This window comes from Enterobacter sp. RHBSTW-00994, from assembly GCF_013782625.1.
In the GTDB taxonomy this organism is placed as follows: Bacteria; Pseudomonadota; Gammaproteobacteria; order Enterobacterales; family Enterobacteriaceae; genus Enterobacter.
In genome coordinates this window covers 2,017,695-2,031,964 of record NZ_CP056199.1, presented here as the reverse complement: position 1 = coordinate 2,031,964, position 14,270 = coordinate 2,017,695, and the positions used below count along the sequence as shown (strand labels likewise).

General features: G+C 51.1%; 15 protein-coding genes and 2 tRNA genes. 9 read left to right on the top strand and 8 right to left on the bottom strand.

From position 1 onward, the window contains the following. The first annotated feature begins 80 nt into the window (after positions 1-80). Positions 81-1,229: a cyclopropane fatty acyl phospholipid synthase gene (cfa, locus tag HV346_RS09760; protein WP_181623285.1), complete on the top strand. Its 1,149-nt coding sequence runs from the start codon at positions 81-83 to the stop codon at positions 1,227-1,229. Between the two features lie 29 nt (positions 1,230-1,258). Here cfa and HV346_RS09755 read toward each other — a convergent pair whose 3' ends face one another. Further along, positions 1,259-1,900, bottom strand: a complete 642-nt coding sequence (locus HV346_RS09755) for a riboflavin synthase subunit alpha (RefSeq protein WP_181623284.1) — start codon at positions 1,898-1,900, stop codon at positions 1,259-1,261. Positions 1,901-2,126: 226 nt separating this feature from the next. Between HV346_RS09755 and mdtK the strand changes: the two genes are divergently transcribed. The 4 genes from mdtK (at position 2,127) to HV346_RS09735 (ending at position 5,523) form a co-directional block, all read left to right on the top strand. Beyond that, the gene (gene mdtK / locus HV346_RS09750; protein ID WP_181623283.1) at positions 2,127-3,500 is read left to right on the top strand and encodes an MdtK family multidrug efflux MATE transporter; all 1,374 of its coding nucleotides are present in this window, start codon (positions 2,127-2,129) and stop codon (positions 3,498-3,500) included. Positions 3,501-3,653: 153 nt separating this feature from the next. After that, positions 3,654-3,730 (top strand) — tRNA-Val (locus HV346_RS09745). Between the two features lie 4 nt (positions 3,731-3,734). Further along, a tRNA-Val gene (locus HV346_RS09740) sits at positions 3,735-3,811 on the top strand. 119 nt (positions 3,812-3,930) lie between these two features. Continuing rightward, entirely contained in the window at positions 3,931-5,523 is a 1,593-nt protein-coding gene (locus HV346_RS09735) for an FAD-NAD(P)-binding protein (RefSeq protein ID WP_181623282.1), read from the top strand. Positions 5,524-5,553: 30 nt separating this feature from the next. On the opposite strand, the gene HV346_RS09730 is transcribed toward HV346_RS09735, so the two are convergent. Further along, on the bottom strand, positions 5,554-6,189 hold the full coding sequence (locus tag HV346_RS09730; protein ID WP_181623281.1) for a carbonic anhydrase: 636 nt from the start codon (positions 6,187-6,189) through the stop codon (positions 5,554-5,556). Between the two features lie 226 nt (positions 6,190-6,415). Between HV346_RS09730 and HV346_RS09725 the strand changes: the two genes are divergently transcribed. Beyond that, entirely contained in the window at positions 6,416-6,556 is a 141-nt protein-coding gene (locus tag HV346_RS09725; protein WP_003857665.1) for a hypothetical protein, read from the top strand. Between the two features lie 82 nt (positions 6,557-6,638). Here the strand turns inward: HV346_RS09725 and HV346_RS09720 are convergent, their stop codons facing one another. From HV346_RS09720 to HV346_RS09710, 3 genes are read right to left on the bottom strand one after another with little or no spacing between them, the layout of a single operon-like run. Further along, positions 6,639-7,628 carry an NAD(P)H-quinone oxidoreductase gene (locus HV346_RS09720; protein WP_249415136.1) on the bottom strand — a complete coding sequence of 330 codons (990 nt, stop codon included), beginning with the start codon at positions 7,626-7,628 and terminating at the stop codon, positions 6,639-6,641. Between the two features lie 13 nt (positions 7,629-7,641). Beyond that, positions 7,642-7,974 carry a carboxymuconolactone decarboxylase family protein gene (locus HV346_RS09715; protein WP_181623280.1) on the bottom strand — a complete coding sequence of 111 codons (333 nt, stop codon included), beginning with the start codon at positions 7,972-7,974 and terminating at the stop codon, positions 7,642-7,644. A 37-nt stretch (positions 7,975-8,011) separates the two neighbouring features. Then, the gene (locus tag HV346_RS09710) at positions 8,012-9,451 is read right to left on the bottom strand and encodes an NAD-dependent succinate-semialdehyde dehydrogenase (RefSeq protein ID WP_181623279.1); all 1,440 of its coding nucleotides are present in this window, start codon (positions 9,449-9,451) and stop codon (positions 8,012-8,014) included. 120 nt (positions 9,452-9,571) lie between these two features. On the opposite strand from HV346_RS09710, the gene HV346_RS09705 reads away from it, so the two are divergent. Further along, positions 9,572-10,492: a LysR family transcriptional regulator gene (locus tag HV346_RS09705; RefSeq protein ID WP_181623278.1), complete on the top strand. Its 921-nt coding sequence runs from the start codon at positions 9,572-9,574 to the stop codon at positions 10,490-10,492. A gap of 17 nt (positions 10,493-10,509) precedes the next feature. On the opposite strand, the gene HV346_RS09700 is transcribed toward HV346_RS09705, so the two are convergent. After that, complete coding sequence (locus tag HV346_RS09700; RefSeq protein WP_181623277.1) at positions 10,510-11,199, bottom strand: amino acid racemase; 690 nt, start codon at positions 11,197-11,199, stop codon at positions 10,510-10,512. Between the two features lie 12 nt (positions 11,200-11,211). Continuing rightward, entirely contained in the window at positions 11,212-11,937 is a 726-nt protein-coding gene (locus tag HV346_RS09695) for a glutamine amidotransferase (protein ID WP_181623276.1), read from the bottom strand. 147 nt (positions 11,938-12,084) lie between these two features. Between HV346_RS09695 and HV346_RS09690 the strand changes: the two genes are divergently transcribed. Continuing rightward, positions 12,085-12,948 (top strand): LysR family transcriptional regulator, encoded by an 864-nt coding sequence (locus HV346_RS09690; protein WP_181623275.1) that lies wholly within the window; start codon positions 12,085-12,087, stop codon positions 12,946-12,948. Between the two features lie 79 nt (positions 12,949-13,027). Here HV346_RS09690 and HV346_RS09685 read toward each other — a convergent pair whose 3' ends face one another. Beyond that, a complete protein-coding gene (locus tag HV346_RS09685) occupies positions 13,028-13,195 on the bottom strand; it encodes a hypothetical protein (protein ID WP_181623274.1) in 168 nt (55 codons plus the stop codon). Between the two features lie 244 nt (positions 13,196-13,439). On the opposite strand from HV346_RS09685, the gene HV346_RS09680 reads away from it, so the two are divergent. After that, on the top strand, positions 13,440-14,270 hold the full coding sequence (locus HV346_RS09680) for an ABC transporter substrate-binding protein (protein ID WP_181623273.1): 831 nt from the start codon (positions 13,440-13,442) through the stop codon (positions 14,268-14,270).

Sequence of the window (14,270 nt, the reverse complement as noted above, 5' to 3'; positions counted from 1 at the left end):
TACCGTGAGATTTCTCACAAACCAGAAAAAGCGTCTACGCTGTTTGAAGGTTCTGATCACAGCAAGGTGATGGAGAAGCTATGAGTTCATCGTGCATAGAAGAAGTCAGCATTCCGGACGACAACTGGTCCAGGATCGTCAGTGAACTATTGGGTCGTGCGGGCATTACGATTAACGGGTCTTCCGCCTCCGACCCTCAGGTAAAACATCCCGATTTTTTTAAACGCGTATTGCAGGAGGGGTCGTTAGGTCTCGGTGAAAGCTATATGGATGGCTGGTGGGAGTGTGAACGTCTGGATATTTTCTTTAGTAGCGTTTTACGTGCCGGGCTGGAGAACCAACTCCCCCACCATCTGAAAGATACACTGCGTGTCGCCTCCGCCCGCCTGTTCAATCTGCAAAGTAAAAAACGGGCATGGATCGTCGGCAAAGAGCATTACGATTTGGGTAATGACCTTTTTAGCCGCATGCTTGATCCCTTCATGCAATATTCATGCGGTTACTGGAAAGACGCAACGACCCTGGAAGAAGCTCAACAGGCAAAATTGCGCCTGATTTGTGAAAAACTGCAATTACAGCCAGGCATGCGGGTACTCGATATCGGCTGTGGCTGGGGCGGTCTTGCACAGTATATGGCGCAACACTACGGCGTTAGCGTCGTTGGTGTGACCATTTCAGCAGAACAGCAGAAGATGGCACAGGAACGGTGTCGCGATCTTGACGTGACGATTTTATTGCAGGATTACCGTGAGCTGAATGACCAGTTTGATCGCATTGTTTCTGTCGGGATGTTTGAGCATGTCGGGCCCAAAAATTACAAAACCTATTTTTCAGTCGCTGACCGTAACTTAAAACCCGACGGTATTTTTTTGCTACACACTATCGGCTCGAAAGTGACCGACCATAATGTCGACCCGTGGATCAACAAATACATTTTCCCGAATGGCTGCCTGCCTTCTGTACGCCAGATCGCTAATGCGAGTGAACCGCATTTTATTGTGGAGGACTGGCATAACTTTGGCGCAGACTACGACACCACGTTAATGGCGTGGCATGCTCGTTTTCAGGCTTCATGGTCTGAGATTTCTGACAACTATTCGGAACGATTCAAACGAATGTTCAGCTATTACCTGAACGCCTGTGCAGGGGCCTTCCGGGCGCGTGATATTCAGCTATGGCAGGTTGTATTCAGCCGCGGTGTAGAACACGGGCTACGCGTAGCCCGCTAAAAAATAACCCCGGATATCCGGGGTTATTTTTATTCATCAACGGTTGAATTTTTTACCGCAGCTTCTTTTGCGGCAAGCACGCGTTCAACGGTATCCACTACGGCTTGCGTCTGGGGATCTATTTCGATATTGACACGATGCCCCAGTTTTTTCGCGCCCAATGTGGTGCGTTGCAATGTCTCTGGTATTAAATGTACACAGAAACGCGTAGGTGTAACTTCCCCCACGGTCAGACTAATACCATCAATACCAATAAATCCTTTGTACAGGATGTATTTCATTAATAACGGATCCTGAACTTTAAACCAGATTTGACGGTTATTTTCAGAGGTCAGGATTTTCGCAACCTCTGCCGTTGTCATGATATGGCCCGACATCAAATGCCCGCCAATTTCGTCGCTAAACTTCGCCGCACGCTCGACGTTTACGGTATCACCTACAGCCAGCTCACCCAGATTGGTGATGCGCAGCGTCTCTTTCATTAAATCAAAACTGATATGGTTGCCGTTAATTTCGGTTACCGTCAGACAACATCCGTTGTGCGCGACCGATGCTCCAGTTTCCAGCCCATCAAGCATATATTCCGGCAGCTCCACAATGTGGGTGCGAAAGTTAGGTTTTTCATCAATGGACACCAGTTTTGCTGTGCCCTGCACAATACCAGTAAACATGCTTACAACTCCTGTTTTTTCCGGACGGTGGTGACACCGTTTAATCCCATCACAATAACAGTTGGAAAAACAGGTTGCCAGCAGAGCGCATTTTCTGGCGATTTTTTCACTAGATAATTAGTTAAACCCCGCTACAATAGCTGGCATCCCCCTATTTTTTCTTCTTGCTGCCAGTTACGGCGGCTTTTTTAGTCTTTCAAATAACAACAATACAAAAGGTGTTCACGTGCAGAAGTACATGAATGAAGCGCGTCAGTTATTAGCACTGGCAATACCAGTGATCATCGCGCAAGTTGCCCAAACCGCAATGGGGTTTGTGGATACCGTCATGGCCGGTGGTTATAGCGCCACCGATATGGCCGCGGTAGCGATCGGTACATCCATCTGGCTCCCGGCGATCCTTTTCGGCCACGGCCTGTTGCTGGCGATGACGCCGGTTATCGCACAACTTAATGGCTCAGGTCGACGCGAACGCATTGCGCATCAGGTGCGTCAGGGGTTCTGGCTTGCAGGTGCGGTCTCTGTGCTGATCATGGTGGTACTCTGGAACGCAGGCCATATCATCCGTGCAATGCATAATATTGATCCGGCATTAGCCGACAAAGCGGTGGGCTATTTGCGAGCACTGCTCTGGGGTGCGCCTGGCTACCTCTTTTTCCAGGTGGCACGTAACCAGTGTGAAGGTCTGGCAAAAACGAAACCGGGCATGGTCATGGGGTTTATCGGTCTGCTGGTGAATATCCCGGTGAACTACATCTTTATTTACGGCCATTTCGGGATGCCTGAACTGGGTGGTGTTGGCTGTGGCGTTGCCACGGCGGCAGTGTACTGGGTGATGTTCTTTAGCATGATCACCTATGTCAACCGCGCTCGCTCAATGCGTGATATTCGCAATGAAAGTCGCTTCAGCAAACCCGATATGAATATTCTGAAGCGCCTCGTCCAGTTAGGTTTGCCGATCGCGCTCGCCCTGTTCTTCGAAGTCACCCTGTTTGCAGTGGTCGCACTGCTGGTTTCCCCGTTGGGCATTGTGAACGTTGCCGGACACCAGATTGCACTGAACTTCAGTTCTCTCATGTTCGTCTTGCCAATGTCACTCGCGGCAGCCGTGACAATTCGCGTAGGGTTCCGACTGGGGCAAGGCTCAACACTCGACGCGCAAACTGCGGCACGAACAGGACTGGGCGTTGGCGTGTGCATGGCTGCCTGTACAGCTCTTTTTACCATCGCACTCCGTGAGCAAATTGCATTGCTCTATAACGACAACCCGGAGGTCGTGATGCTCGCCTCTCACCTGATGTTGCTGGCGGCGGTTTACCAGATTTCAGACTCCATTCAGGTCATCGGCAGCGGCGTGTTACGCGGATATAAAGATACACGTTCCATTTTCTTTATTACCTTCATTGCCTATTGGGTTCTGGGTTTGCCTGCAGGTTACATCCTGGCACTTACCGACCTGGTGGTTGACCGTATGGGGCCTGCCGGATTCTGGATGGGCTTTATCATTGGGTTAACATCAGCCGCCATTCTGATGATGCTGCGAATGCGCTTCCTGCAACGTCAGCCTTCGACGGTGATTTTGCAACGCGCTGCACGTTAAGCGCACAGTAGCCGCCCTCAGGCGGCTACTTTCTCTTCATTTTGCGCGGGAATGAAGCAATCGCGTGAAATCTGAGAGAAAATTGCATTTTCCCTCTTGCCTCAGCCAGGCTGTGCCGCTAATATTCGTTCCCGTTGTCACAGACAACACGTTGCGTTCATAGCTCAGTTGGTTAGAGCACCACCTTGACATGGTGGGGGTCGTTGGTTCGAGTCCAATTGAACGCACCATTCTGCGTCCGTAGCTCAGTTGGTTAGAGCACCACCTTGACATGGTGGGGGTCGGTGGTTCGAGTCCACTCGGACGCACCATTTCAGTCCTGAAATGGTGCAAATTCTCTCTATTTATCCTAAATATTCCCCATAATCGAATTTAGCGACACGTGTCCTGCTACGCTTTTCTCATGGCAAAACAGGCAGGAAAAATAGCGATGTTCAGGATCGCGATTATTGGCGCTGGCCCTACGGGCATTTATACCTTCTATTCTCTGCTGAAAAGCAAATCACCACTTGCCGTCACTGTTTTTGAACAAACGAATAAAGCAGGCGTAGGTATGCCTTACAACGGTGAAGACAATTCGCGTCTGATGCTGGCGAACATTGCCAGCATTGAAATTCCTCCGATTTTCATTACCTATCTCGACTGGCTAAAAAATCAGCCAGAAGCGCATCTGACCCGTTTTGACATCAGGAAATCCACTCTCCACGACCGACAATTCTTGCCCCGAATTCTGTTGGGGGAATACTTCCGTGATCGTTTTCTGGCGGTAGTGGCAGAGGCTAAAAAAATCGGGTTTCAGGTACAAATACACGAATCATCGTTAGTCACCGATCTTGACGTCACCTCTGACGGGGTAACGCTCTCGGTAAACGACACACTTTTTCCTGACACGTATGACCTTGCCGTTATCGCCACCGGGCACGTCTGGTCGGATGATGATGCAAGCCCGACGTTCTTCCCCAGCCCCTGGTCCGGGCTAATGGATGCCAAAATCTGTGCCTGTCATGTGGGCATTATGGGAGCGTCCCTGAGCGGACTGGATGCGGCGATGGCGGTGGCTATTCAGCATGGCGAATTTGTTGAAAATGCATTCAGGTTGGATGACGCAAGCCAGCCGTTAAAAATCGTGCTGATGTCCCGAACCGGGATCCTGCCCGAAGCCGATTTTTATTGTCCTATCCCTTATGATCCCCTTTCAGTACTGACTCTAGAGGTCATCGAAACGGAAATAGCCAGAGGCAGTGAAGGGCTACTCGACAGAATATTTGCGCTGATGGTGGAAGAGATCGCCCTCGCCGACCCCGTGTGGAGCGAAGCCATCTCTCTTCATACACTGGATGCAGACACTGTCCGTGAAGCCTGGTTCGCAGAGCGTAAAAAGCACGATCCGTTTTTGTGGGCAGAAGAGAACCTGCACGAAGTTGAGCAAAACAAACGGAGCAGACGAACGGTTGCCTGGCGTTACGCCGTACTTCGGCTGCATGAGGTTGTGCAGGATAGTGTTCCTTACCTCAATGAACGGGACAAAGAACGCTTCAGGAACGGGCTCGCGCGCGTCTTTATCGATAATTATGCCGCCATTCCGTCGCAGTCTATTCGCAGGCTTCTGGCACTTCGGGAAGCAGGAATCATCAGCGTTCTGGCCCTGGGAGATGATTATGAACTGGATATCAAGGACGACAGTACCGTCATTACGACCCGCGATAACACCTGGGAATTCGACGTGTTTATTGATGCCCGTGGACAAAAACCGCTAAAAACGAAAGATCTGCCCTTCCCTTCATTGCGTAAACACCTTCAGTCCGTGGGAGAAGAGATCCCAGAGATAGGCGAAGATTATACCTTCAGAGAACCGGCCCTGCTTCGTGGCAGGATTACCTTTGGAGCGATCCCGTGGCTGATGCACGATCGTCCCTTTATTCAGGGGCTGGAGGAGTGTGCCAGCACGGGCGAAGCGATGGCAAAAGCGGCAGAAAAACCCGCATCCAGATTACGCAGAAAATGGCTTTATGGCGATGATTGACAGGGCATCCTTGCCCCAGAAATGCGGGGTTTACTCGAAGTAAACGTCCGGGTTATCAGACAGCGACACAAATGTTTTTGTGTCTTTATCCAGAGCACGAATGTCACCGCTCTCAATATCGTAAACCCAGCCATGCAGGCGAATGGAGTTATTACGCAGACCCACAGCAACTGATGGATGGGTTTTGATATTGCTCAGCTGCGCAAACACGTTCTCCTGAACCATCGCGTTCACTTTGTCGGTCTCGTTACCCCAGGTTTTGTTTTCGACCACTGCTTTCGCCGCATCGGAATAACGCAACCAATGAGAAACTGCAGGCATCGGATCCAGGTTCGCATTATCGGCAATCGCCTTCATTGCCCCACAGTTAGAGTGTCCGCAAATCACAATATCGGTAACACCCAACGCGACAACGGCATATTCGATCGTCGCTGATACACCGCCCGGTTCTGGACCAAAAGGTGGCACAATATTACCAGCGTTACGAATGACAAAGAGCTGTCCCGGTTCTTGCTGAGTGACCAGCTCTGGAACCAGACGACTGTCAGAGCAAGATATAAACAACGCTTTGGGATTCTGGCTGGACGCTAAACTGCGAAAGAGCTCTTTACGTTGCGGGAAAACTTCTTTTTGAAAGCTGAGAAAACCTTCAATGATATGTTGCATAGTAATGTCTCTTTGATCTGTTTTAGTTTAGGCGTGACTGTGATCACGTTGTTAAAGTTTACCTATCCCGCTTAACATCATACAAGACTTTTATTGCTGACCCGACCACCTGACAATCTCTTCACTGACTTTGCACTTCTGGCTGTTCCGCATTCTGGTGGGTACATTGCCCCGTTTTTTTACCCTATACTGTGTCGACAGCAAAAACCGAAAAAGCAGGTAAATGATGGAAATTGATCTCGACAATCTGGTGTTTAACGGACTGGATGAAGCAGAAGAACGCAATGCAGAACGTCTGGATGATGCCGACAAGAAAGCGCAGGCCATTGTGGCAGATGATGATTGTGGCGATGCCTGTAAGATCTGATCTCTGAATCACTCAACACCGGACATTGTGCCGGTGTTTTTTTATCCGCCTTCTGATGAAGGCGGCTATTGTTAGCGGAAACTCACTCTGTCATCGTCAAAACAATCTTGCCGACATTCAGTCCGTCTTCCATTCTCTGGTGCGCCTTTCCTGCCTCAGCCAGTGGAAATACGCTGTCAATAACAGGATTAAGCCCCGCTTCACCAAAGTGAGATAACCAGCGCGCTTTGAAACGGCGTGACATCTCATGCTTAACCTCCTGCGACCGGGATTTCATCACCGTTCCCATGATCTGCAGGTGGCGATACAACACTCTCTCCAGCGGGATGCGGGCATTTTCCACGCCCCCCATAATGCCAATCTGCACCAGCCGTCCACCAAAGTTCAGCGCATTCACATTGCGTTCAAAATAGGGCGCGCCAATAAAGTCCAGAATAACATCCACTCCGCGTCCTTCGGTCAAACGGGCGACAACATTCGAAAAGTCCTCATTAACATAGTCAATCGCATGATCCGCTCCCAGGCGATGAACCTGTTCATGTGCCTCACGCTTCGCCGTCGTAATCACTGTCGCACCGGTTGCGTGGGCCAGTTGTACTGCGGCCCCGCCCACTCCGCCAGCACCGGCGTGAATCAGTACCGTTTCGCCCGGTTTCAATTTACCTAAATGAATCAGGGCCTCGTGCGCAGTGACAAACACTTCTGTAATGGCCGCGGCGTGGATGTAATCCATGTTTTCAGGGATGGGCATCGCCATGCGATAATCAATGCGGGCGATTTCCGCATAGGCCCCTCCGCCAACAATCCCCATCACCCGATCACCAACACGGTAACCCTTCGCCTTTTCGCCAACAGCGATAACATCTCCGGCAATTTCAAGCCCCATCAGCGTGGAGTCACCGAAATCAGGCCGGCCATAGCCTCCCCGGCGCTGGGTCAGGTCGGCCCGGTTAACACCTGCTGCACGGACACGAACCACTAAATCATCAGGCCGACACTGCGGCTCTGCCACATCACTGATTTTTAAAACATCGGCGGGACCAAACTGGTCAAAGGTTATTGCTTTCATCATTTATTCCTCAGACTTATTCGTTTTCGGTTTCAGCAAAAGTGGCGTTTGCATAGGCTGATGCCGTAATGGCAGCCGGAAAACCAGCGTAAAAAGCCATATGGGTGATCAGCGCAGAGAGTTCCGTTTTTGTCAGGCCGTTTTCTACACCGCGGCGTAAATGCGCCGGCAACTCATTTGAGTGGTTAAGCGCAATCAGGCAGGCGATGGTGATCAGGCTGCGGTCACGCGGCGCAAGATCAGCGTCGGTCCATACGTCTGAATAGAGCGGTTGTTCAACAAAGTCAGACAGTTTGGGCGTGAAGGGACGAGCCGCCGCACGCGGGCGTGTAAAATCGATAGGTTTCATGGTGTTATCCTTTCTGTATACAGAAAAATTAGAGGGGTTAGATCTGGCTGATAAATTTGTTGGTCAGGTAATGGTCAATCCCTTCGCGCCCACCTTCTGAGCCAATACCGCTCTCTTTCATACCGCCAAACGGCAGTTCAGTGGCAACAATGCGGTATTGATTAATGCCGATCATGCCAGCTTCAAGGCCATCACCGACATCCATCGCCGTACGGACATCACGGGTAAAGGCATATGCAGACAAGGCATAAGGCAGGCGATTAGCCTCCTCAAGGCCATCTGTCAGCGTGTCGAAAGGACGTATCACGGCAATGGGTCCAAACGGCTCTTCATGCATAATCCGTGCAGTCATAGGCACATCGGCGAGCACCGTTGGTTCAAAGAAATAGCCGGGGCGATCGATACGCTTTCCGCCTGTGAGCACAGTTGCGCCCTGGGCAACGGCATCAGCCACCAGCGCTTCCATTTTTTCCAGTTGCCGTTGATTGGCTAACGGCCCCACCTGAGTGGTTTCCTGTCGTCCATCACCAATAACCAGTGCCTGAGTGGCAGACACAAATCGCTCGACAAAGCGGTCATATACATCACGCTGAATCAGGAAGCGCGTTGACGATATGCAGATCTGTCCGGTTCCACGGAAGCGGTTAGCCGCCCCACCGAATGCAGCAGCATCAATGTCTGCATCGGCAAAGACCAGAACCGGCCCGTGACCACCCAACTCCAGCGTGATGGGTTTAACGCCTGCCGCAGCGCGCTCCGCAAGCAAACGCCCGACAGGGACGGACCCGGTAAAGGCCACCTTACGAATAATCGGGGAGGCGATCAGCGTGGCAGAAACCTGGTCCGGCACGCCAAAGACAATTTGCAGCACGCCTTTAGGAAGACCGGCATCATCCAGACAACGCGCCAGTGCCAACGCCGTCGCCGGGCTTTCTTCGCCAGGTTTCAGAATAACGCTGCACCCTGCGGCCAGTGCGGCGGAGAGTTTGCGTGCCGGGGTAATTGCCGGGAAATTCCACGGGGTAAATGCAGCCACCGGCCCAATTGCTTCTCTTTTGACCAGTTGCAACACCCCTGGCCGGTTTGCAGGAACCACACGTCCATCAATACGGCGCGCCTCTTCAGCGAACCATTCGAAATACTCAGCGGCTCGCAGAACCTCATCCTGACTTTCCGCAAGCGGTTTGCCCTCTTCCAGCGTCATTAACATCGAAATATGTTCGATACGCTCACGCATTAAACCTGCTGCATTTTTCAGGATGCGGGCACGTTCTGCTGGCACGGTGCGACGCCAGGTTTTAAAGCTGGCACTGGCAACCGTCAGTGCCAAATCCAGATCTGCTGCAGTCGCCAGAGGCAAGCGGCCAATTGTCTCTTGCGTCGCCGGGTTGACGACGGCGACCGTATCGCGATGCTCCGCTGCCAGCCAGTTGCCATTGATGAACAGATAAAGTGAGTCGTAATTGTCATTCTGCATGATGCTTATCCTCTGATAGACCAGGTTAACTATGAGCATTCGGTGAGCTGAATATTAAGGTCTGGACCATTCACTGATAAGATGGCGTCTCCCCACAACAGCTATGCAAGAAATGCACAGATGCAATCAGAGAAATTTGCAGAATTCCTGGGCGTGTTTGTCGATGTCGCCCGTGAGAACAGCTTTTCCGGTGCAGGACGTCGCCGTGGACGCACCCCGTCGTCAACAGGACGACAGATTGACGCCCTGGAGGCGTACCTCGACACGCCTTTGTTTCTGCGTTCAACGCGCCATTTAACCCTGACCGATGCAGGCGAAACGCTGCTCATCCGGGCACGACAAATTCTGGATTCACTGGTTGATGTTCAGCAGGAGCTGGCCTCGTTGAAAGGGGATGTCACCGGCGTATTGCGGGTTGCCTGTTATCCCACCTTCGGGAAGCGCTACGTGTTGCCTGTTATGGGAGTGCTCGCCCGTCAGTATCCGGAACTGAGTCTCGACCTGGATCTCACGGAGCGGCTGGCAGATCCGGTAGCGGAACGGCTGGATGTGGTTATTCGTATCGGTGAAATGGCGGACAGTACGCTTATTAGTAGTCGGATCGCCCTGCAAACACGTGTCTTGTGCGCAAGTCCCACGTACCTCGCACAGGCTGGCATGCCGGAAACACGTGCCGACATTGCCTCTCACCGTCTCATTGATAAACTTCACGGTGCAGACCTGCTGGGTTGGGGAAACATCATTGGTCATCCGGCCAGAGGACAGGTGGCAATGCCGATGTTTGGCTGCGATGATTTTGAAGCGATGCGCCAGGCCGCCGTCGAGGGTATGGGGATCGCTTACCTGCCAGACTGGGTTGTGGGTCACGACATTAAGCAAGGGGTATTGCGTCAACTCTTTCCTGAGTGGTCGGCGCAGCCTCAGGCGTCGACCGGGATCTACGCCCTGCGCGCACTGCGGCATCCTCCGGCGCGCGTCACCGTTTTTCTTGATGCACTGCGTGAATTTATCGGTTCACCGCCCATCTGGCGGCCCGATTAAGGGCCCTTGTGCGTCACTTAAACCAGCGCCTTAAACAGGGCGTCAAGATGAATATCGACGGTGTCCAGTGCCGCAACGGGTAGCCTGACGTCAGCGAATAATAACGGCAGTTCGGTACAACCCAAAACGACTGCATCGATATTCTCATCGTTGTACATCCTTTCGACCACGGCAATAAACGTCTCGCGGGTTGCTACGGTCACGATCCCTCTTTCGAGTTCGTGATGAATACTGCCAGCAATGAAGTCTCGCTCGGTGGCCGAAGGGATAACCACCTCAATCCCGTTATCCAGAAACGGTTTCTTAAAGAAATCCGCCTCCATTGTGAAACGAGTCCCCAGCAATCCGATTTTTTTCCGTTGCTGCGCAATAGCCACTTCGCAAGTTGATTCAATAATACTCACTAATGGCACAGGGGAACGAACCCTCAGTTCATCAAAGACGATGTGTGGTGTATTGCCTGTTAAGGCAATCACCTCTGCACCTGCCGCGATCAAATTATGTATTGCCTGTAAAAGATAATCGATCAGGCCGACGTACTCCTGACGGGCACACATATCCAGCACGTTGTAAACGTTAATACTTTCGATCGTCAGAGGGGGAAAGTAGGTATCTCCCACACGTTTATTGGCCTCATACACAAACTTTCGATAATACAGAAGTGTCGATTCTGGCCCTGTACCGCCAATCAGTCCCAACTTTTTCATGTTACATCCTGATTATTTCTGCACACACATGTTGATAAACAACGGCAGTAGTTCCCTGGCCTCGACGGTATCCGAAAGCGAACGGCGGATCGCAGCAGGATCTCGGCCCTCCTGACGCAAGACATCCGTACGAATATCAATGAGTGAATCTGCAACGTCCCGGGTAAATTCAGGATGAAATTGGGTTGAGAGAACCTTAGGTCCGTAGCGAACGATCTGATGCGGGTCATGCGCAGAGGACGCCAGCACCTGTGCGCCCGGAGGTAATGAAATGACAGTCTGCATGTGGGTCAAATGTGCTTTAAAACGTTGGGGAAATTGCCCAACCAGGGGATCATCCCTTCCCGCCTGATTCAACGAGATGTCATGGCATCCGACTTCCCGTCCATCCGGGTGGTAATCCACGATACCGCCCAACGCATACGCAATGAGCTGATGCCCGTAGCAGACACCAAACAGCCCCATGCCAGCACTTATTGCGTGCCGTATCCACTCCGCTGTAAGTTCACTCCAGGGGAGTTTGTCCGTCACCATGTCCCATGAGCCGGTAATCACTGCCACACTACCGGCATCGGGCTTCGGTAACTCTGCGCCTTCAAAAACCTTCACCACCTCGATCCTGTCTGGCTCGATGTCCAACGCGTTGCAAAACCAATGGGGCAAATCGCCATGTTGCTCCCGGATGGGCTCCGGGGGTGTGCCTGTCTGAATAATGAAAACCCTGGGAAGTATCGACATAGAGTTTGCTGCCTTTTTGGATTCAGTGTTCATCATCTTTCCTCGCCATCATCAGGACGAGAATGACCTTTCCTTTGACGATAAAGAATATGAATTTTCAATTCAATTGAATAATATTGCATCTACAATTCAATTATGGAGAAAAATGTGGACATATCTGACTTTCGTACAATTATCGCCCTTGTGGAAAAAGGGAGTATCAGTGAAGCTGCACAGTCTCTTGGGCGAGTCCCATCGGCCATTACCACCCGGTTACAAAATATCGAGAGCGAACTGGGTAACACATTATTTATAAAAGAAAATAGGCGTTTCATTCCTACCAGTACGTGCAAAGTCCTTTATGAAAACGCACTGCAGATTGTCAGGCTGGTGTCCTCCGCAGAACAACAAGCCACCCACACTTTGCCAGGTGGAACACTCAGATTAGGTGCGTTAGACAGTATGGCGGCAACGCGGTTACCCACGCCGTTGACTCTCCTCTACAAACGGCATCGGGAGATTGCTATTGAACTCGTAACGGGTATCAGTAGCACTCTGTACCGTTCGATCCTGGATTATGAACTGGATGCCGCATTCATCGCTGATGCCCCGCATGATGAGAGACTGGAGCGATTTCCGGCTTTCGACGAAAAGTTGGTGATCGTTACAGCGTCTGGTTACCACTCAATTGCCTCCCCGCTGGACCTCATTGAGGAGACGTTGCTGGTCTTTCAGGACGGCTGCTCCTATCGCGATCGCTTAACATCATGGTTCAGGCATCATCAGGTAAATCCTCATCGGATAGCCGTCATGTCGTCTTACCATGCCATTCTTGGAGGGGTCAGTGGGGGTATGGGAATTGGCGTTATTCCTGAATCACTTTTCGATACATTTCACATATCAGGCTGTGTAGATATTCATCCTTTTGAAACAGCATTCAGTCAAATAACGACTGAACTTATCTGGAGAAAAGAAAATAGCACCGCCAACACACGTGCATTAATAGACGTTCTCAAAGAACAACCGCGTTAACAAACAGCGCTTGCCTGGCGAAACAGAGGCATGACCTCAGCACACCTCATTCCAGTACATTTCGCGCGTCTGGCGAAGTTCAGCGTGACGTTTTGTCATGGAACCACTCCGGATCAATATTCGCGATATCCACGCCGTACAGGCTGGCAACAGGTAATATCGACTCAAGAACACGTTGCGCACTGTTCTCCGCATTTGCTGATCGGGTTACAAAAAACCGCCGTAACGTGCTTATCCACTTTTTCATCGCCTTTACCTTTGTTGTTCAACCTGCACTCAGTTAAACACCCAAATTCATTGCCAGGGAAATACGAATATCAACTGTGTATGTGCAGGATTTGCAAATAGCCCGCCTTTCATTTACTCATCGATAACACTCTGTTCACTAATGCTTTTTTTCTTATAGCAAAGAACGATTTCTTATTTGGCGATAGGTATCGCTTATGGGAGCGTATCAGGACAAAACAAAAACGACGGGAAGACGTAATACTATGGCAGCATACAAAAAATCTTATCAGCAGCTGGTACTGGCTCTGGGTTTACTGGCGACAGGTGGCATTCTTTCAACGCAGGTTCAGGCCGACCAGCTGGCGGATATCAAGGCGGCAGGCGTGGTAAAAGTCGCTACATTTGACGCTAACCCACCCTTTGGTTCCATCGATGCCAAAACCCACGACATCGTTGGTTACGACGTCGATTTCGCCAAAGCGCTGGCAAAAACACTTGGCGTGAAGCTGGAACTGGTTGCGACCAACCCGGCTAACCGCATTCCTTTGCTGCAGTCAGGAAAAGCGGACCTGATTGTGGCAGATATCACCATCACGCCAGAGCGCGCACAGGTTATTGATTTCTCCACCCCTTATTTTGTCACCGGCCAGCAGTTCCTGGTTCCGGCAAAATCGGCGGATACGCTTGATGCTTACAGTAAATCACGTATTGGTGCAGTAAAAGGGACAACAGGCGAACAGGCTCTGCACCAGCGTTTCCCGCAGTCTCGCGTCCTCTCTTATGATGATATTCCATTGGCACTGACGGCACTGCGTAACGGCAATGTGCAGGCGATCACTCAGGACAGCACGATCCTGGCAGGCCTGCTGGCTCAGGCTCCGGATAAAGCCAACTTTAAAATTCTGCCTGATCTGCTCAGCAAAGAAGAGATCGGCGTTGGGGTAAAAAAAGGAGAAACCGCGCTGCTGAAAGCCGTCAATGATGAGCTGGTTAATCTGGAGAAGAATGGCCAGGCCGCCAAAATCTACGACGTCTGGTTTGGTCCACAAACACAATCCCCACAGCCACGCGCCTTTAAAATAGAAGCCCAGTAA